A 17,791-nucleotide genomic window follows, 5' to 3' on the forward strand; every position below is an offset into this window, starting at 1 on the left:
TTACCCGGCAATACTGAGCGCACAAACTTACCCGAAGTGATCGTACCCTTTCCAGTCCAGCGTAACGGGCGCACCGTCTTTCACAAACTTCAGCCCTTCACTCTCCGGCATGATCTGACCGATGCAGGTAAACTTTGCGCCAAGATGGGCCAATGCCACGTCCAGCGTTCCACGGTTCAGCTCTGGCACCGTGAAGCACAGCTCGTAGTCTTCCCCACCGGAGAGCGCCCAGCGCAGCGCCTGCTCAGGCTCCACATGGCGAAGCAGTTGCTCCGACAGCGGGAACAGATCCAGGTCAACGCGCGCGCCCACCCCGCTGGCCTTCAGGATATGGCCGAGGTCCGAGATGAGACCGTCAGAGAGATCGATAGCCGAACTGGCCCGCTCGCGCAGCGCCTGACCGTGCAGAATACGCGGTGTCGGGCGCAGGTGGCGCTTCACCAGATACGCCGCATCGTCAGCGTCCTTCACGTTTAAGCGATCCTGAAGGATCGCCAGCCCTGCCGCGCTGTCTCCCGGCGTACCGGTCACGTAGATCCAGTCGCCCGGTTTAGCGCCCGAGCGCTTCAGCGCGCGACCGAGCGGCACATAGCCGTGGATCGCCAGCGTCATCGACAAAGGCCCGGCAGTCGTATCGCCGCCAATCAGCTGCATATCGTAGTAGTTCAGCTGTTCAAACAGCGCATCGCTGAACGCTTCAAGCCAGGCTTCATCCACCTCCGGCAGCGTCAGGGCCAGCGTCAGCCAGGCCGGGTCGGCGCCCATTGCCGCCAGATCGCTGACGTTGACCGCCAGCGCTTTATACGCCAGATCGGCAGGATCGATATCAGGTAAGAAATGACGTCCGCACACTAAGGTGTCGGTGCTGATTGCCAGCGTCTGCTTTTCAGGAATATTGAGAAGTGCACAGTCATCGCCAATGCCGGTTTCAACATCAAGACGAGAGGTTCTGACACGGTCGAAATAACGGGCAATCAGGGAGAATTCGCCGCATGCCATACGTTATGCCTCAGCAAATAAAAGAAAAAACCGGAGCCGCACTGCCCGTCAGGCAATGCAGAACTCCGGTTTGCGGATCACTTTTTGTGGGGACGGATCGCAGGTGCGGCTTTATCAAGTACGCCGTTAACGAACTTGTGGCTGTCTTCAGCGCCGAAGGTTTTCGCCAGTTCGATCGCTTCGTTGATGGCCACTTTGTACGGCACATCATCACGTTTAGACAGCTCAAACAGCGCGATACGCAACACTGCTTTTTCCACCTGACCCAGCTCTTCGAGCAAACGGGACAGGTATGGCTTCATCAGGCCATCGAGATACGCGCTATTAGTCGCCACTCCCGACAGCAGTTCACGGAAGTACAGAACGTCAACGTCTTTCACGTCCTGTTCTGACAGGAACTGGTATTCAACATCAGCGATGTCGTTCTGGGACAACTGCCAGGAGTAAAGTGCCTGGACGGCACATTCACGGGCGCGGCGACGAGCAGCAGGTTTCACGGAATTCCCCTTACAAAAAAATCAGGCCTTAATGGCTTTCAATACATTGATCATTTCAAGCGCGGTCAGTGCAGCTTCTGCACCTTTGTTACCGGCTTTGGTGCCAGCACGTTCGATGGCTTGTTCAATACTTTCGGTGGTCAGCACGCCGAACGCGACAGGAATTTCAGCATCCTGCGCAACGTGTGCCAGACCGTTGCTTGCACCGCCCGCAACGTATTCGAAGTGCGCAGTGCCACCACGAATAACGGTACCCAGCGCAATCACCGCGTCGTATTTACCGGTTTTCGCCAGCGCGCCCGCCGCCAGTGGCAGTTCATAAGCGCCTGGAACCCAAACAACGGTAATGTTGTCATCTTTAACCTGGCCGATACGTTTCAGGGCGTCAATCGCACCTTCCAGCAGGCTATCGTTGATGAAGTTGTTGAAACGCGCAATGGTGATGGCGACGCGAGCGTCCGGGGTAGCTACAGCAGCTTCAATAATGTTCATACTCTTCCTTTACGGGTTCATTTGGCCCCGCAGGGGGGCGGATTTTATCATAATACTTTGCGCACTGCTTCCCTATTTCGGGAGCAATTACGCTGTCGTTAAATGGAGGCAGACATCCGGACCCACCGGACGAATCTCGCTGAATGTGAGTTGCGGTGCGTCGGCCAGTTTTTCAAGGCCAGGCAGCACAAACAGGCCGCGCGCATCATGACCTAACAGTTTAGGCGCAACGTAGACGAGCAGTTCATCCACCAGCCCCGCCTGGAGCAGCGCGCCGGCGAGCGTCGGACCGGCTTCGACCCAGATGCTGTTCACCTGCTGCTTGCCGAGCAACATCATCAGCACCACGAGATCCAGATGTCCGTTATGCTCCGGCACCATAATGCTGCGCACGCCTTCCGGCCATTCGCGCGTATCTTCTTTGGTGCGCGCAATCCAGGTTTCACCCGGCTGATGCACGATGCGGTGCGCCGGGGTCACGCGGTTCTGGCTATCAATAATAATACGCAGCGGCTGGCGCAGGTTCTCCTGCGGATAAAGCGCCTGGGTATCGGCATTCAGCTCATCCCAGCGCACGGTCATGGCCGGATCGTCAGCCAGAACGGTTTCACTGCTGGTGAGGATAGCATGGCTTTGCGCGCGCAGACGTTGCACATCGCGCCTTGCCTGCGGCGAGGTGATCCACTGGCTTTCACCGTTCGCCATTGCCGTACGGCCGTCCAGCGAGGCGCCCAGCTTAAGCTGGATATACGGAAAACCGGTGCGCATGCGCTTCAGGAAGCCTTTGTTGATGGCTTCCGCATCTTTCATCATCAGGCCGTGGCTGACGTCGATCCCTTCCTGTTGCAGACGATACAAGCCGCGGCCCGCCACCTGCGGGTTAGGATCCTGCATAGCGGCGACCACGCGCGAAATCCCTGCCGCAATCAGCGCTTCACAGCACGGCGGCGTGCGCCCGTGGTGGCTGCAGGGCTCCAGCGTCACGTAGGCCGTCGCGCCTCGCGCTTTCTCCCCCGCCATACGCAGGGCATGCACTTCAGCATGCGGCTCGCCTGCGCGATAGTGAAACCCTTCCCCCACGATCTCGCCATCTTTCACGATAACGCACCCGACGTTGGGGTTAGGATGGGTGGTAAAACGACCGCGCTGCGCCAGCTTCATGGCTCGCGCCATGTACTTCTCATCCTGCATGGGCTTAATCCTGTAAGCGGGCGATCTCTTCGCCAAACTCTTTGATATCTTCGAAACTGCGGTAGACAGAGGCGAAGCGGATATAGGCGACCTTATCGAGCTTTTTCAGCTGCTCCATCACCAGGTTGCCGATCATTTTGCTCGGCACTTCACGCTCGCCCAGGCCACGCAGGTAAGATTTAATGTGGTTTAACGCCATTTCGACATCATCCGCGCTGACGGGCCGTTTTTCGAGGGCCTTCAGCATTCCGCTGCGCAGTTTCTCTTCGTTAAACGGCTCGCGCACGTCGTTACTTTTTACCACGCGCGGCATTACCAGCTCTGCAACCTCAAAGGTCGTGAAACGCTCGTTGCACACCAGACACTGCCGACGACGGCGCACAGAAGACCCTTCGCCCACAAGGCGAGAGTCGATGACTTTGGTATCCACAGCGGAGCAGAATGGGCAATGCATACGGTATCCCTGTTATCTGGTTAACTGATTTTCATTTTACCCTGATCTGGCCTGACAACAAAGGAGGAGCTTTTTTGAGACAAAGGATCTATGTCCGGCGGTACGTTGCTGGCTACCATTATGGGGATCCGTCATTTCAAGGAATAAACGCTATGACAAGACGTTACCTGAAAATTTTACTGGTGGGGAGCCTCTTCACCCTTAGTGCCTGTGCACAGCAAACCGAAGTCCGCCAGATGAAACAAAGCGTGAATACGCTCAACACGGCGATGGACAAACTGAACAAAGAAACGGTGAAGATCACCCAGCAAAACGCGCTGAACGCTAAATCCACCAGCGGAGTATATCTGCTGCCAGGAGCGAATACGCCTGCCCTGCTTAATAGCCAGATTGGCACGCTGAAGATGTCTCTGGTGAATGTGGCGGCGAATGCGGATGGTACGCGCGCAACATTACGTATTCACGGTGAGTCCAACGATCCGCTGCCCGCCTTCAGCGGCACCGTAGAGTGGGGCCAGATCCAGGGCACCACGGAGAGCTACCAGGAGGTGAACGTGAAGAACCAGCTGTTCACCGCTCCGGCCAGCGTGTTAGCGCCCAGCGATGTGGATATTCCACTTCAGCTAAGCGGACTTACGCCTGAGCAGTTAGGCTTTATCCGCATTCACGACATCCAACCTGCCGCGCAGTAATCCCTTCCTTTTGAGCGGAGTGAAATGTCACTCCGCTAACATTTACATTTCGTATGGATTGGCAACAGAAATGATTGCCGCTACAATCCCGGCCGTTTAAAGTACGCAAACGTGAACGCAATCGATTACGCGTGTGAGAGATATGTGAAACAACACATATTTTTGTGAGCAGGGATTCCTATAATAGGCACCGCAGAAACACGAAATATTTAGAAACGCAATTCGCGCATTTTTCACTCCCGGAAGGGAATTTCAATCAGTGGCATGATTATGAAAAAAACATTACTCGCAGCCGGTGCAGTTCTGGCACTGTCCTCCTCTTTCACTGTTAACGCAGCGGAAAACGAGAAACCACAATACCTCTCCGACTGGTGGCACCAGAGCGTTAACGTGGTAGGCAGCTACCACACCCGTTTCGGACCGCAGATCCGCAACGATACCTACCTGGAATATGAAGCGTTCGCCAAGAAAGACTGGTTTGATTTCTACGGCTATATGGATGCGCCTGTGTTCTTCGGTGGTAACACCGATGCGAAAGGTATCTGGAACCACGGTTCCCCACTGTTCATGGAGATTGAACCGCGCTTCTCCATCGACAAACTGACCGGTACCAGCCTGGCGTTTGGTCCGTTCAAAGAGTGGTACTTCGCGAACAACTACATCTACGACATGGGCCGCAATAAGTCCGGTCGTCAGAGCACCTGGTATATGGGTCTGGGTACTGACATTGACACCGGCCTGCCAATGAGCCTATCCCTGAACGTGTATGCAAAATACCAGTGGCAGAACTACGGCGCAGCGAATGAAAACGAGTGGGACGGCTACCGTTTCAAAGTGAAATACTTCGTGCCAATTACCCAGCTGTGGGGCGGTAATCTGAGCTACATCGGTTTCACTAACTTTGACTGGGGCTCAGACCTGGGCGACGACGATTTCCGTGACCTGAACGGCAAGAAAGCGCGTACCAACGATTCCATCGCCTCCAGCCACATCCTGGCGCTGAACTACGATCACTGGCACTACTCTGTTGTTGCGCGTTACTGGCACAACGGTGGCCAGTGGAACGACGATGCGAGCCTGAACTTCGGTAACGGCGACTTTAGCGTCCGCTCTACCGGCTGGGGTGGTTACCTGGTCGTGGGTTACAACTTCTAATCCGTGCGGGATTGTGCGGGCTGGTGCCCTCACCCCTTCCCTCTCCCATGGGAGAGGGTGCAAACACAAAAAACGGCAACATCGTTGCCGTTTTGCTTTTACCTCGCCACCCGGCTTTTTACTGCTTCACCTTGCGCAAAAAATCCGCCAAAGACCTGTCCGCACTCTCACTGAACCGCCTCTCCGTCATTACAACATTGAGACACCGGTCGAGCCGGAAACAGCGGTAGTCATCGCGCCGTTCACACCATGCCGCCAGCAGCCAGCGCTCCCCCCAGAAGAATAACCCCAGCGGCTGTACCTCACGTTTTGAGAGTAGCCCGGCTTCATCACGATAATGCAGCGCCAATACGCGCTGAGCGGAAATCGCCTGGTGAATCATGTCAAAATCGCTGCGGGAGTGGCTTTGCATGCAAAAATCCGGGGCGTAGATCCGCGTCTGCTCCGCCTTTCTGCGGCTCTCCTCGGGCAGAATAGCCAGCACCTTCTCCTGGGCCGACTCCAGCTCGCGCGACAGCGATTCACCTCCCCAGGTTTTGAGCAGGCGAATCGCGACCATCAGCGCTTCGGATTCCTTATTTGTCAGCATCAGCGGCGGCAGGTCAAAACCCGACATCAGCCGATATCCGCTTCCCGCCTCGCCTTCCACCGGCACGCCGGAAAGCGACAGGTCGCGGATATCGCGGTAGACCGTGCGCTCGGACACGCCAAGCCGGTCCGCCAGATGCGCTGCCGTTGTCAGACGCCTGCCCCGCAGGATCTGCACAATCTGAAACAAACGGTCAGCGCGTCGGGTCATAACGTCATTCGCTCTCAGGCAGGTTGATGAAGGCCGACGCGGTTACCCTCGCTGTCGGTAAACAGTGCGATAGTGCCGATACCATGCGGCAGCTCCAGCGGGCCAAACACGCACTCGCCGCCCGCAGAGGCGATGCGATCGAGCGTGGCCGCCAGATTGTCAGTATGCAGGTAAATAATAGCGCCCTGCAAAGAGGGCGTAACGCCGTCAAATTTTGCCAGCGCTCCTCCGGTGGCGGGATCCTCATGCGGGAAAACCGCCAGCTCGGCAATGTCCATTTTCTCGCGACGCAGCGCGAGCTGCATCACCGGCTCATAAAATTTGATGGCACGATCCATATCCGAAACCGGAATTTCAAACCAGTTAATTACGCTTTTCATACATCCTCCTGCCTGTTGTTTGGGTTCAGAAGGAGTCTACGGCAGGGCTCCTGACAGCATACTGTCAGGAGTGTTTGTCAGGAGCAGATAAAAAAAATCCCGGTCAACAGACCGGGATTCAGATAACGCGCTAAACGTCGCCTTACGGCAGAATGGACGGCTGATCCGCCCCTTCTTTCTCAACCTTCTGCTGGAGCAGGTGCTCACGCTTCATGCCAAGTTTCAGTGCCAGAGCGGACGCCACGTAAATAGACGACGCCGTACCGATGGAGACACCGATCAGCATGGTCAGCGAGAAGCCTTCCAGCACCGGGCCACCGAAGAGGAACAGCATCAGGATCACCATCAGGGTAGTACCGGAGGTGATCAAGGTACGATGCAGCGTCTGGGTCAACGACACGTTAAAGATTTCGTACGGCGTGCCGCGACGGATCTTACGGAAGTTTTCACGGATACGGTCAGATACCACGATACTGTCGTTCAGTGAGTAACCGATTACGGACATCAGGGATGCCACGATGGTCAGGTCAATCTCAATGTGGAACAGAGACAGTATGCCCATGGTGATCACCACGTCGTGCGCCAGGGCGATAACCACACCGGCCGCCAGTCGCCACTCGAAGCGGAAACCGACGTACACCAGGATGGAGATCAGCGCCACCAGCAGCGCCATGGCGCCGGTTTGCGCCAGGTCCGCACCCACGCTCGGGCCGACGAACTCAATACGCTTGACCGCCGCGCTCTGGCTGGTGGTCTCGTTAATGACCTGTACGACCTTGCTACCCAGTTCCTGGCTGCCGTTGGCATCGTGCACCGGCGGCATACGCACCATGATGTCGCGGCTGCTGCCGAAGTTCTGCAGCAGCGGCTCTTCAAAGCCCGCTTTCTGCAGCGATTCGCGCATCTGGTCCATATCGACCGGTTTTTCCAGGGAGATCTCGATGACCGTACCACCGGTGAAATCGAGACCCCAGTTAAAGCCTTTCACGCCCATAATGACGATGGACAAAATCAGCAGTAAACCTGAAATGCCGAAGGCCCAGTAGTCCCAGCGCATAAAGTCCCAGACTTTACGGCCATGGTTCAATTGTTCAACAGTATATTCCTGTGCCACAACGCACTCCTCAGATAGACAGCTTTTTGACGCGCTTGCCGCCGTACAGCAGGTTCACGATGGCACGGGTGCCGACAATAGCGGTAAACATTGACGTTGCGACACCGATACCGGTGGTAATCGCAAAGCCTTTGATCGCGCCAGTACCCACTGCATACAGGATAAGAACCTTAATCAGTGTTGTTACGTTCGCATCGAAGATAGAGCTGAACGCGCCTTTATAACCTTCGTCAATCGCCTGCTGGACAGAGCGACCGTTGCTCAACTCTTCTTTGATACGTTCGTTAATCAGTACGTTGGCGTCGACCGCCACCGCAAGGGTCAGAACGATACCCGCAATCCCCGGCATGGTCAGCGTCGCCCCCGGCAGCAGGGACATAATGCCGATGATCAGCACCAGGTTTGCAATCAGCGCGGAGGTCGCAATCAGACCGAACTTCTTATAGAAGAAGATCATGAAGAGGATAGAGACCGCCAGACCGGCCAGACACGCTTCCAGACCCTGCTGGATGTTTTGCATACCCAGAGTTGGACCAATGGTACGTTCTTCAACAATCTGAATTGGCGCAATCAGCGCACCGGCACGCAGCAGCAGCGAGAGCTGACGCGCTTCGTTCGGGTTACTAATACCGGTAATACGGAAGCTGTTACCCAGACGAGACTGGATGTTGGCGATGTTAATCACCTCTTCCTCTTTCACCAGCACCGCACGGCCGTTTGCATCTTTCTTACCGCTGTCTTTGTACTCCACGAACAGGGTCGCCATCGGTTTGCCGATGTTGTCCTTGGTGAAGTTAGACATGATGTTACCACCCGCGCTATCCAGCGAAATGTTAACCTGCGGCTGGTTGTACTCATCCTGGCTTGAAGTGGAGTCGGTGATGTGGTCACCGGTCAGGATCACGCGCTTGTACAGCACAACCGGCTGACCTTCGCGGGTCTGTTTCACTTCGGAGTCACCCGGAATACGGCCAGACGCCGCGGCAGACTGATCGACATTGGAGTTCACCAGACGGAATTCCAGCGTCGCGGTCGCACCGAGGATCTCTTTCGCACGCGCGGTATCCTGGATACCCGGCAGTTCAACCACGATACGGTCAGCACCCTGACGCTGTACCAGCGGCTCAGCCACACCCAGCTGGTTTACACGGTTACGCAGAATGTTGATGTTCTGCTGAACGGCATATTCACGCGCTTCTTTCAGACGCGCATCGGTCATCACCGCACGCAGCTGGTTGCTGCCCTGAGAGGTGATCACCAGGTCACGGTGACGTTGGGTCAGGTAATCTACAGCCTGATCGCGCGCCGCGCTGTCGCGGAACGTGATGCTCATGCCGTAGTTATCTTCTTTACGCACGGTAGTGTATGGGATGCCTTTGTCGCGCAGATCGCTGCGCAGGCTGTCGATATTCTGTTCCTGCAGCTTGCCGAGCGCGGTATCCATATCCACTTCCATCAGGAAGTGAACGCCGCCACGCAGGTCAAGACCCAGCTTCATTGGCTCTGCGTTCAGCGCAGCCAGCCAGCGAGGGGTTGCAGGAGCAAGGTTAAGCGCCACGACATATTTATCACCCAGCACGCCCATCAGCGCTTCGCGAGCGCGGAGCTGCGTGTCGGTGGTGTCGAAGCGAGCAAGAATTGCACCCTCTTCCAGAGCCACAGACTTAGCGGTAATTTTTTCTTCTTGTAACGTTTTCTGGACCTGGATCAGCGTTTGCTCACTGGCGGCGACACCGCGCGCGCCAGTGATTTGAACGGCCGGATCCTCACCATACAGGTTGGGAAGCGCGTACAGCAGGCCGACGATAATCACGACGACCAGCATGATGTACTTCCACAAAGGATAACGGTTTAACACGGCAGTTCCCTTTGGGAAAAGTTGGGATTACAGCGCCTTCATGGTGCCTTTCGGCAGAACGGCAGCTACGAAGTCACGTTTGATAACCACTTCAGTGGTGTCGTTCAGGGCGATAGCAATGTAGCCGCTTTCAGCCACTTTGGTTACGCGGCCGACCAGACCACCGTTGGTCAGCACTTCATCGCCTTTCGCGATGGAGTCCATCAGCTTTTTGTGCTCTTTGGTACGCTTCTGCTGTGGGCGCAGGATCATGAAGTAGAAGATCAGACCGAACACAACCAGCATCAGGATCAGAGACATCGGGCTGCCCTGCGCCGGAGCACCTGTTGCCGCTACCGCATCAGAAATAAAAAAGCTCATTCAAATTCCCTCATTATTAATATTAATCAACGTTCAACGGTGGAACATCCCGCCCCTGACGTTGGTAAAAATCGGTCACGAAGCTCTCTAATTTACCCTCTTCGATAGCCTTGCGTAAACCAGACATTAAGCGCTGATAGTAGCGAAGATTATGAATCGTATTGAGACGCGCGCCCAAAATCTCATTACAACGATCGAGATGATGCAGATACGCGCGAGAATAATTGCGACAGGTATAGCAATCGCACTCGGAATCGAGCGGGCTGGTGTCACTCTTATGCTTCGCGTTACGGATTTTCACCACGCCATCGGTAACGAACAGATGACCGTTACGCGCGTTGCGGGTTGGCATCACGCAGTCGAACATATCAATGCCGCGACGTACGCCTTCCACCAGATCTTCGGGTTTACCCACACCCATCAGGTATCGTGGTTTATCCGCCGGGATTTGCGGGCAGACGTGCTCCAGAATGCGGTGCATGTCTTCCTTCGGCTCACCCACAGCCAAACCGCCGACAGCGTAGCCATCAAAACCTATCTCTACCAGACCTTTAACAGAGATATCGCGTAAATCTTCGTAAACGCTGCCCTGAATGATGCCGAACAGCGCATTTTTGTTCTGCAGGGAGTCAAAACGGTCGCGGCTGCGCTTCGCCCAGCGCAGAGACATCTCCATAGAGCGTTTCGCGTAGTCCCAGTCTGCCGGGTACGGCGTACATTCGTCGAAGATCATCACGATGTCGGAGCCGAGATCGTACTGAATCTCCATCGACTTTTCGGGATCGAGGAAAATCGGGTCGCCGTTGATCGGGTTACGGAAGTGTACGCCCTGCTCGGTGATCTTGCGGATATCGCCCAGGCTGAAGACCTGGAAGCCGCCGGAGTCGGTCAGGATCGGGCCTTTCCACTGCATAAAATCGTGCAGATCGCCGTGGAGCTTCATGATCTCCTGACCTGGACGCAGCCACAGGTGGAAGGTATTGCCGAGGATAATCTGTGCGCCCGTGGCTTCAACTTCTTCCGGCGTCATCCCTTTTACGGTGCCGTACGTGCCCACAGGCATAAACGCGGGGGTTTCCACCACGCCGCGATCAAACACCAGGCGACCGCGACGCGCGCGGCCATCGGTGGTATCGAGTTCAAATTTCATTTTTTCTCCGACGTCAGAAAAACAGTCCAACGTTGTCATACGGTGCCGCGGACTTATTCCCCGACACGCTCATTCAAAGCCAGCGGATTGTACGTGATAAACATCGCGTCCCCGTAGCTAAAAAAGCGATATTTTTGTTCTACCGCAGACTTGTACGCATTCATCGTATGCTGATAACCCGCAAACGCAGAGACCAGCATAATCAGCGTCGATTCAGGCAGATGGAAGTTGGTCACCAGCGCGTCAATCACCTTGTACTGATAGCCCGGGTAGATAAAGATCTGCGTATCGCCAAAGAACGGCTCGATAAGATCGCGCTTTGCAGCCTGCGCAGCGCTTTCCAGTGAACGCACGGACGTCGTACCGACGGCCACGACGCGGCTACCGCGCGCTTTCGCCGCCAGCACCGCGTCCACCACATCCTGCGGCACTTCGGCATACTCGGAGTGCATGATGTGGTCTTCAATGCTGTCCACGCGCACCGGCTGGAAGGTGCCCGCGCCGACGTGCAGCGTCACAAACGCCATCTCAACGCCCTTCGCGCGCAGCTTTTCCAGCAGCGGTTCATCAAAGTGCAGACCTGCGGTTGGCGCCGCGACCGCGCCAGGCTTCTGGCTGTAGACGGTCTGGTATAGCTCGCGGTCGGCCTCTTCGTCCGGGCGCTCAATGTACGGCGGCAGCGGCATATGGCCGATGGCGTTCAGGATGTCGAGCACCGTGCGCTCGTCGTCGAACGCCACCTCGAACAGCGCGTCGTGGCGCGCGGTCATGGTCGCCTTGATGCTTTCGTCATCACCCAGCAGCAGCTCCGCGCCCGGCTTCGGCGCTTTGGAAGCGCGAATATGTGCCAGAATACGTTTATCATCGAGCATACGTTCGACCAGCACTTCAATCTTGCCGCCGCTGGCCTTACGGCCAAACAGGCGCGCCGGGATCACGCGGGTATTGTTAAAGACCAGCAGATCGCCAGGGTTGAGCTTGTCGAGCAAATCGGTGAAAGTACCGTGCGTCAGCTCGCCCGTTGGCCCATCCAGTGACAGTAAGCGACAGCTGCTGCGCTCAGGCATGGGATAGTGAGCAATCAGGGATTCAGGTAGTTCAAAGGAGAAATCGGCGACGCGCATGACGTATACTCGTGACTTAAAAACAGGCGGCATAGTCTAGTGCTCACACCCTTTTGCTGCAACAACTAGCCGCCACTGGACAAATAAAACGCATGAATTTTCTCGCTCACCTGCATCTCGCACACCTCGCTGACAGCTCCCTTTCCGGCAATTTGCTGGCCGATTTCGTGCGCGGCAACCCCGCTGAAGCGTATTCTCCCGAGGTTGTCGACGGGATTTTTATGCACCGCCGCATTGATGTCATCACTGATAATCTGCCCGAGGTGGCGGAAGCGAAAGCGTGGTTTCGCCCTGAAACGCGCCGCGTTGCGCCGATCACGCTCGACGTGATGTGGGACCACTTCCTGTCTCGCCACTGGGAACAGCTCTCGCCGGAGATGCCGTTGCCGGCGTTTGTGCGCTACGCCCACCAGCAGGTGTCGATAATTCTGCCCGACTCGCCGCCGCGCTTTGTGAATCTGAATAACTACCTGTGGTCGGAACGCTGGCTGGAGCGCTATCGCGAGATGGACTTTATCCAGAATGTCTTGAATGGCATGGCGAGCCGTCGCCCGCGGCTGGATGCGCTGCGGGACTCCTGGTACGACCTGGATGAGCATTACGATGCGCTGGAGAGCCAATTCTGGCAGTTTTATCCGCGCATGATGGCGCAGGCGAAAAACAAGCAGCTCTGACAGCACGATCATTGATAGGTAAAAGCTGGCGGAACGATTGTCACCACCTCTTTGTCTTATCCACGAACACTCTCTATACTGGCTCGCGTTGCGTTCCAAATAACCTTAGTATCTACAGGAGAATCATATGGTTCTGGTAACTCGTCCGGCTCCGGATTTTACAGCTGCAGCAGTTCTGGGCAACGGTGAAATCGTTGAAAACTTCAACTTCAAACAGCACACCAACGGTAAAGCGACCGTTCTGTTCTTCTGGCCAATGGACTTCACTTTCGTTTGCCCGTCTGAGCTGATCGCGTTCGACAAACGTTATGAAGAATTCCAGAAGCGTGGCGTGGAAGTGGTTGGCGTCTCCTTCGACTCTGAATTTGTACACAACGCATGGCGTAACACCCCTGTCGACAAAGGCGGCATCGGTGCGGTGAAATACGCGATGGTTGCGGACATCAAACGCGAAATCCAGCAGGCTTACGGTATCGAACATCCGGACGCTGGCGTTGCGCTGCGCGGTTCCTTCCTGATCGACGCAAACGGCATCGTTCGTCACCAGGTTGTGAACGATCTGCCGCTGGGTCGTAACATCGACGAAATGCTGCGCATGGTTGACGCGCTGCAGTTCCACGAAGAGCACGGCGAAGTGTGCCCGGCTCAGTGGGAAAAAGGTAAAGAAGGTATGGCTGCTTCCCCAGACGGCGTTGCTAAATACCTGTCAGAGAACGTATCCAGCCTGTAATCGGCACGGTTTACGAAGAAGGCCCGCTTATGCGGGCCTTTTTTTATGCCTTACGCAGCGTCTCTCGCCAGATGCGCCAGGCCATTCCCGCCAGCAGAATTACGCCCGCAATTAGCACGCCCCACACCAGCAGCGCGTTCATCCGGCTCTCCCGCTCGGACGCAGAGGTAGCGGTCAGACGCCCCTCGCCGCCTAACGCGACATCATCCAGAATGTCGGCCTGCGGCAGGCGCTCCATATCATAGGTTTTGCGCAGGTCGGCGGGGATCAGCATGTCAGGTTCCACGCTGGCAGGCTTTGCAGCGCCATTACCCCAGGCAAGCACGTATGGCGCTTTTCCCTGCGCGTTGAACACCAGATCATAGCGGTCACGATGCCCGGTGACGCCCGGCAGATATTCCGGCAGGCGCGCATTCAGCGTCGTGATTTTCACCGCCTGCACCAGGCCTCCGCTAAGCGAAACCGGTGGAGACGTTTTGCCCTCCAGACGGTAAAGCACCTCTTTTTTCAGGGGGTGCCATGTGTCTTTTTCCGTACTCCGCCACGCTATCTCCACGGGAAGGACGCCGTCGCCATTCAGTAAAATGCTGATAGCACTCAGCGGCTGCGGCTGCGCCCAGTGCCACTGCGCTTCGCTTGTCGATAGCTGCTCCCCTACCCCCTCAAGAACGATCGCGTCCGGCGTCGCCCGCGCAGGAGCGCTAATCGCGTTAACGCCGGTTAAGGTCACTCCCTGGCTCTGAGCATTCAGCACAACCAGGAGATAGCGATTCGTATCGGGAGACAAAACGATATCGGTATCGATCCGATCGAGCTTAAGACGATCCTGCCCGCTCATCACGTCCAGCAGCGGCATATCCTCGCGCAGGGTATACCAGCGCTTAAGATCCTCGCTGTAGTAGACCGACGCCGTTCCCTGCCACGGCGCCTGAGGGGTATTCCAGAGCAGCTGCAGCTGGGACAGGGCAATCTCACCCGTAGCCTGCTCCGGCAGGGTCAGCAGATAATGCTGCCCGGCTGCGGCGGCTTTTTGCCCCTCCAGCACAATCTCTACGCCGTTTCCGGAACGGAGCAGGATCTTATCGCTGCCCTCATCCCCACGCGCAGGCGCAAGCGGTGAGGCATCCAGAGGAAAGAGGCGCAGCGCCGTGGATTGCGCTGCCACCTGCGGACGCGTCGCGGTGACCAGGCTGAAAGGAACCGGCTCGCCCGACTGGTTAAAGACGCGAACGTCATGCAGATCCGGCGACGTGCTCTGTGTATAGACGGCGAGCGGCAGCGTCACCCGATACCACTGGGAAGGAGCAGACGTATCCAGCGAGCGGCCAAAGGCATAGTCCCGGGGCGATTCCGTTTGTACCTCGTCGCAGAACGCCGGGCCTGCAAGCGCCAGCAGAGCGGTACAAGCTACCGCTTTCATCCATTTCATTTTTCATCTCCTGTTTTGGGCGGTAGCGGCGAGAAATACCCCACGATCAGCACCAGTATTGCCACGCCGATAAACGCCACCGCACGCGACAGACCGCCTCCACCCGCGCTGTCCACCAGCATCAGTTTAACCATCACCACGCCCAGCAGCGCGGCACCGCCAAGCCACTCCTGACGGGAAGCCCTACGGGTGGCGTGGACCATGATCACCAGCGCGCTCAGCATCCAGAACAGGGCAAACGTGGTCTGGATCAGCCGCGAATCCCACAGCGACGCCATATTCCAGGCCACGTCGCCGTACCAGGCCAGGGCGCGCATCAGCGCACCGTTAAGCCACCAGAAGCCAAACGCCATAATCGCGACGGCAGGCCACGGACGGGCCTGCAAGAGCTGCGTCGGGTAGTAGCGATCCACCGCCCGGTAAAAGACCACCAGCCCCAGCAGCGCGAACGCCGCGCCTTCTTCAAGCGGGTTCACCAGCGGCAGCCAGGTCTGACGATAAACCACGCCGTCCTGGAAATTGGTCACCACCAGCAATACCAGCAGCGCCGCGAGCACGGGGATCGGTGCTATGCACGCGTAGAGCGCGGGCCACTCCCGGAACGGCCACCCGCGACGGCGCACCGCCGCAGAGAGCGCCATAATCACCCCGCCGCCTGCGGCCATCGCCAGCCCGCTGCCCCAGGCCGCCATGCCCCACGGCAGCGACCGGGCAAACCAGTAAAGCTCCGCCGCCAGCGCCAGTAATATCATCCAGAACAGCGCCAGATGCAGCCCCATAGAGATGCGCGGCGCTAAACGGGCGCCGTCGCGCCGCAGCAGCATCAGCGCGGCGGGAAGCGCAATACCCCAGGCCAGATTTGACCAGCCGGCGGCAAACATCTGCTGGTGCGAGAGCTGATAGCCCACCATCACCAGCATCAGCGGCCACAGCAGCCATTTGCTGGCATCCAGCTCCCGCCACGCCAGACGAGCGGCAGCCTGACGCCAGCCCCAGACCGACGCCGCCGTCAGCGCCAGCACGCCTGCCAGAACAGGCAGTTCCTGCTTCAACACCAGCCGCGACGCGCCAAATAGCGCCACGAGCCAGAACAGCAGCCCGCCTGCCAGCAGCGCCCAGCTAACCGGCAGAAAGAGGTTCCGCCACAGCCAGGCCGCAGCCAGCCAGCAAAGGCTGAGGATGGCGAAGATAAGCAGCAGGCTCAGCGGCGTAACGCCGTTCATCTGCGCCCACAGCGCGCTGCCGAGCGCCAGCACCAGCAGCGCCGTCCCGCTATAGCTCATGCGCCGCTGGTGCTGCTGCACGCCCAGCCAGAGGATGCCCAGCCCCTCCAGCGCCCAGGCCATCGCCGTCCACCGCGCGGAGAGCGCGAGCGGAATCGCAAGCGTGGCAAACCCGCCGCCGATCGCCAGCGCCGCCATCACCAGCGGTCGCCCGATGGACGGATAGCGGCGCAGGGCAAGGAAAGCGAGGGCCAGATAAAATGCGCCGTATCCCAAAGCGCTCAGGGCCGGACCATATTCCCAGTGCCGGGTCATACCGTACTGCATCCCAAAGCCTATCAGCGGCGGGGCAAACAGCAGCACGCCGTCAATAATCTGCTTGCCTTTTTCCTGCGCCCGCAGCGACAGCGCCACGCTCAGCACGCCGAATATCAGCGTATTGGCAATCAGGAACAGCTGGCAGATCCAATAGTCTTCAGGCTGGTACTCACTTAGCCCCCACAGGCCGCCCACGCCAAAGGTAAAGAGCAGCCCGAGCAGGTTGAGCTCGCGCCAGTGCTGCCAGATGCTGATGGCGAGAATGCCGATGGAAAGCAGGAGATAGAAGGAAAACAGCGCCACAAAGCTGCCACCCCCGGTAGATAGTAGTAGCGGCGCAAGATACCCGCCGAGGCTCGCCAGCATGGCAAGGCTCAGCGCTTTCTGCAGCACGGCCAGCCCAACGCTCGCGGCGCAAATCACCACCAGTAGCGCAAAGGCCAGCGTCATCGGCAGCATCTGCCAGAGCCGGAAGGCGCCAAAGACCGTCAGGTAGAGAATGCCCGTCGCCCCGCCCTGTAAGATAAGCGCGTAGATCGGCTGCTTGTGCCGCAGCCGCCACCCAACCGCCAGCAGCACGATGGCAAACAGCGCCGTCGCCACCAGGCGTAGCTCAAGCGGGAACAGGGAGTGTTCAACGGTATAGCGCAGCAGGAAAGAGAGGCCGAGGAAGAGCAGCAGAATGCCAAGCTTCGCCAGGGGATTACCCTGCATAAACCAGCGCGTCAGCGACGTCACAATGCCGCCAAAGGCAGATGGCTGTTTAGCCGCAGGCGCAGGGGCCTGAGCGGGTTTTGCCTCGGCTGTAGGAATGTCGGGACGCCAGGGATCGACACGCGCGGGCGCGTCCTCAGCCACCGGCGCGGTCACGACAGCCGGAGTGACCGCTTGCACCTGTTCTGTCTCCGGCGCTACCTGAGCTGCGCCGCGCTGCTCAAGCACCTCAATGCGCTGGCGTAGCCGGGCGATCTCCTGCTGCGCCGCCGTGCTTCGATTAAACCCGATAACCGCAAGCACGGGGGCAACCAGCAGCGCAAAAACCAGGAATAAACAGCCAAGGATGTAAAGCTCGTCCATGTTTCCACCTTCACCGTAAACGATCCGTTAAGATTGACACAAATCGTTGCATTTGCGCCATCTTAAAAGGGGAAA

The 17,791-nt window shown here is 57.5% G+C and carries 18 protein-coding genes; 4 read left to right on the plus strand and 14 right to left on the minus strand.

Annotation, left to right across the window (positions count from 1 at the left end):
- Positions 1-27: 27 nt before the first annotated feature.
- The 5 genes from thiL to nrdR all read right to left on the minus strand — a co-directional run bounded on the left by thiL (position 28) and on the right by nrdR (position 3,633).
- On the minus strand, positions 28-999 hold the full coding sequence (thiL, locus tag IM284_RS07740; protein ID WP_041911088.1) for a thiamine-phosphate kinase: 972 nt from the start codon (positions 997-999) through the stop codon (positions 28-30).
- Between the two features lie 77 nt (positions 1,000-1,076).
- Complete coding sequence (gene nusB / locus IM284_RS07745; protein ID WP_006809908.1) at positions 1,077-1,496, minus strand: transcription antitermination factor NusB; 420 nt, start codon at positions 1,494-1,496, stop codon at positions 1,077-1,079.
- Positions 1,497-1,517: 21 nt separating this feature from the next.
- The gene (gene ribE / locus IM284_RS07750) at positions 1,518-1,988 is read right to left on the minus strand and encodes a 6,7-dimethyl-8-ribityllumazine synthase (protein WP_006176874.1); all 471 of its coding nucleotides are present in this window, start codon (positions 1,986-1,988) and stop codon (positions 1,518-1,520) included.
- 87 nt (positions 1,989-2,075) lie between these two features.
- A complete protein-coding gene (ribD, locus tag IM284_RS07755; RefSeq protein ID WP_047367603.1) occupies positions 2,076-3,179 on the minus strand; it encodes a bifunctional diaminohydroxyphosphoribosylaminopyrimidine deaminase/5-amino-6-(5-phosphoribosylamino)uracil reductase RibD in 1,104 nt (367 codons plus the stop codon).
- A 4-nt stretch (positions 3,180-3,183) separates the two neighbouring features.
- Positions 3,184-3,633 (minus strand): transcriptional regulator NrdR, encoded by a 450-nt coding sequence (gene nrdR, locus IM284_RS07760; RefSeq protein ID WP_008503337.1) that lies wholly within the window; start codon positions 3,631-3,633, stop codon positions 3,184-3,186.
- Positions 3,634-3,785: 152 nt separating this feature from the next.
- On the opposite strand from nrdR, the gene IM284_RS07765 reads away from it, so the two are divergent.
- Entirely contained in the window at positions 3,786-4,325 is a 540-nt protein-coding gene (locus IM284_RS07765; protein WP_028012147.1) for a DUF3251 domain-containing protein, read from the plus strand.
- A gap of 270 nt (positions 4,326-4,595) precedes the next feature.
- Positions 4,596-5,480: a nucleoside-specific channel-forming protein Tsx gene (locus tag IM284_RS07770; RefSeq protein WP_028012146.1), complete on the plus strand. Its 885-nt coding sequence runs from the start codon at positions 4,596-4,598 to the stop codon at positions 5,478-5,480.
- A 118-nt stretch (positions 5,481-5,598) separates the two neighbouring features.
- Here the strand turns inward: IM284_RS07770 and IM284_RS07775 are convergent, their stop codons facing one another.
- From IM284_RS07775 to queA, 7 genes are all read right to left on the minus strand, one after another.
- Positions 5,599-6,279, minus strand: coding sequence for a YafY family protein (locus IM284_RS07775; RefSeq protein ID WP_028012145.1), 681 nt, complete (start codon positions 6,277-6,279; stop codon positions 5,599-5,601).
- A 14-nt stretch (positions 6,280-6,293) separates the two neighbouring features.
- Positions 6,294-6,659 (minus strand): VOC family protein, encoded by a 366-nt coding sequence (locus tag IM284_RS07780; RefSeq protein ID WP_045259891.1) that lies wholly within the window; start codon positions 6,657-6,659, stop codon positions 6,294-6,296.
- 142 nt (positions 6,660-6,801) lie between these two features.
- Positions 6,802-7,773 (minus strand): protein translocase subunit SecF, encoded by a 972-nt coding sequence (gene secF, locus IM284_RS07785; protein WP_047367602.1) that lies wholly within the window; start codon positions 7,771-7,773, stop codon positions 6,802-6,804.
- A gap of 10 nt (positions 7,774-7,783) precedes the next feature.
- On the minus strand, positions 7,784-9,631 hold the full coding sequence (gene secD, locus IM284_RS07790) for a protein translocase subunit SecD (RefSeq protein ID WP_072031998.1): 1,848 nt from the start codon (positions 9,629-9,631) through the stop codon (positions 7,784-7,786).
- 27 nt (positions 9,632-9,658) lie between these two features.
- Positions 9,659-9,991, minus strand: a complete 333-nt coding sequence (yajC, locus tag IM284_RS07795) for a preprotein translocase subunit YajC (protein WP_000007630.1) — start codon at positions 9,989-9,991, stop codon at positions 9,659-9,661.
- A gap of 22 nt (positions 9,992-10,013) precedes the next feature.
- Positions 10,014-11,141 carry a tRNA guanosine(34) transglycosylase Tgt gene (gene tgt, locus IM284_RS07800; protein WP_045259930.1) on the minus strand — a complete coding sequence of 376 codons (1,128 nt, stop codon included), beginning with the start codon at positions 11,139-11,141 and terminating at the stop codon, positions 10,014-10,016.
- A 53-nt stretch (positions 11,142-11,194) separates the two neighbouring features.
- Positions 11,195-12,265 (minus strand): tRNA preQ1(34) S-adenosylmethionine ribosyltransferase-isomerase QueA, encoded by a 1,071-nt coding sequence (queA, locus tag IM284_RS07805; RefSeq protein ID WP_047367601.1) that lies wholly within the window; start codon positions 12,263-12,265, stop codon positions 11,195-11,197.
- A gap of 92 nt (positions 12,266-12,357) precedes the next feature.
- Between queA and acpH the strand changes: the two genes are divergently transcribed.
- Both acpH and IM284_RS07815 read left to right on the plus strand, forming a co-directional pair.
- On the plus strand, positions 12,358-12,939 hold the full coding sequence (gene acpH, locus IM284_RS07810; protein WP_047367600.1) for an ACP phosphodiesterase: 582 nt from the start codon (positions 12,358-12,360) through the stop codon (positions 12,937-12,939).
- A gap of 127 nt (positions 12,940-13,066) precedes the next feature.
- Positions 13,067-13,669 (plus strand): peroxiredoxin, encoded by a 603-nt coding sequence (locus IM284_RS07815; protein WP_008503347.1) that lies wholly within the window; start codon positions 13,067-13,069, stop codon positions 13,667-13,669.
- Between the two features lie 43 nt (positions 13,670-13,712).
- Here the strand turns inward: IM284_RS07815 and IM284_RS07820 are convergent, their stop codons facing one another.
- Both IM284_RS07820 and IM284_RS07825 read right to left on the minus strand, forming a co-directional pair.
- Positions 13,713-15,098, minus strand: a complete 1,386-nt coding sequence (locus tag IM284_RS07820; protein WP_047367599.1) for a DUF3999 domain-containing protein — start codon at positions 15,096-15,098, stop codon at positions 13,713-13,715.
- Complete coding sequence (locus IM284_RS07825) at positions 15,095-17,716, minus strand: DUF2339 domain-containing protein (RefSeq protein WP_047367598.1); 2,622 nt, start codon at positions 17,714-17,716, stop codon at positions 15,095-15,097. Before IM284_RS07825 ends, IM284_RS07820 begins: the two co-directional genes overlap by 4 nt.
- Positions 17,717-17,791 lie beyond the last annotated feature (75 nt).

The organism is Enterobacter cloacae complex sp. P12RS (assembly GCF_014895875.1).
GTDB lineage: Bacteria > Pseudomonadota > Gammaproteobacteria > Enterobacterales > Enterobacteriaceae > Enterobacter > Enterobacter bugandensis.

Excerpts from the sequence above, each read along its gene's own strand:
- acpH (WP_047367600.1), top strand. The coding sequence starts at position 12,358 with ATGAATTTTCTCGCTCACCTGCATCTCGCACACCTCGCTGACAGCTCC.
- IM284_RS07825 (WP_047367598.1), bottom strand. The coding sequence starts at position 17,716 with ATGGACGAGCTTTACATCCTTGGCTGTTTATTCCTGGTTTTTGCGCTG.
- thiL (WP_041911088.1), bottom strand. The coding sequence starts at position 999 with ATGGCATGCGGCGAATTCTCCCTGATTGCCCGTTATTTCGACCGTGTC.
- queA (WP_047367601.1), bottom strand. The coding sequence starts at position 12,265 with ATGCGCGTCGCCGATTTCTCCTTTGAACTACCTGAATCCCTGATTGCT.
- IM284_RS07770 (WP_028012146.1), top strand. The coding sequence starts at position 4,596 with ATGAAAAAAACATTACTCGCAGCCGGTGCAGTTCTGGCACTGTCCTCC.
- ribE (WP_006176874.1), bottom strand. The coding sequence starts at position 1,988 with ATGAACATTATTGAAGCTGCTGTAGCTACCCCGGACGCTCGCGTCGCC.
- ribD (WP_047367603.1), bottom strand. The coding sequence starts at position 3,179 with ATGCAGGATGAGAAGTACATGGCGCGAGCCATGAAGCTGGCGCAGCGC.
- IM284_RS07775 (WP_028012145.1), bottom strand. The coding sequence starts at position 6,279 with ATGACCCGACGCGCTGACCGTTTGTTTCAGATTGTGCAGATCCTGCGG.
- yajC (WP_000007630.1), bottom strand. The coding sequence starts at position 9,991 with ATGAGCTTTTTTATTTCTGATGCGGTAGCGGCAACAGGTGCTCCGGCG.
- IM284_RS07820 (WP_047367599.1), bottom strand. The coding sequence starts at position 15,098 with ATGAAATGGATGAAAGCGGTAGCTTGTACCGCTCTGCTGGCGCTTGCA.
- IM284_RS07780 (WP_045259891.1), bottom strand. The coding sequence starts at position 6,659 with ATGAAAAGCGTAATTAACTGGTTTGAAATTCCGGTTTCGGATATGGAT.
- tgt (WP_045259930.1), bottom strand. The coding sequence starts at position 11,141 with ATGAAATTTGAACTCGATACCACCGATGGCCGCGCGCGTCGCGGTCGC.
- IM284_RS07765 (WP_028012147.1), top strand. The coding sequence starts at position 3,786 with ATGACAAGACGTTACCTGAAAATTTTACTGGTGGGGAGCCTCTTCACC.
- nrdR (WP_008503337.1), bottom strand. The coding sequence starts at position 3,633 with ATGCATTGCCCATTCTGCTCCGCTGTGGATACCAAAGTCATCGACTCT.
- IM284_RS07815 (WP_008503347.1), top strand. The coding sequence starts at position 13,067 with ATGGTTCTGGTAACTCGTCCGGCTCCGGATTTTACAGCTGCAGCAGTT.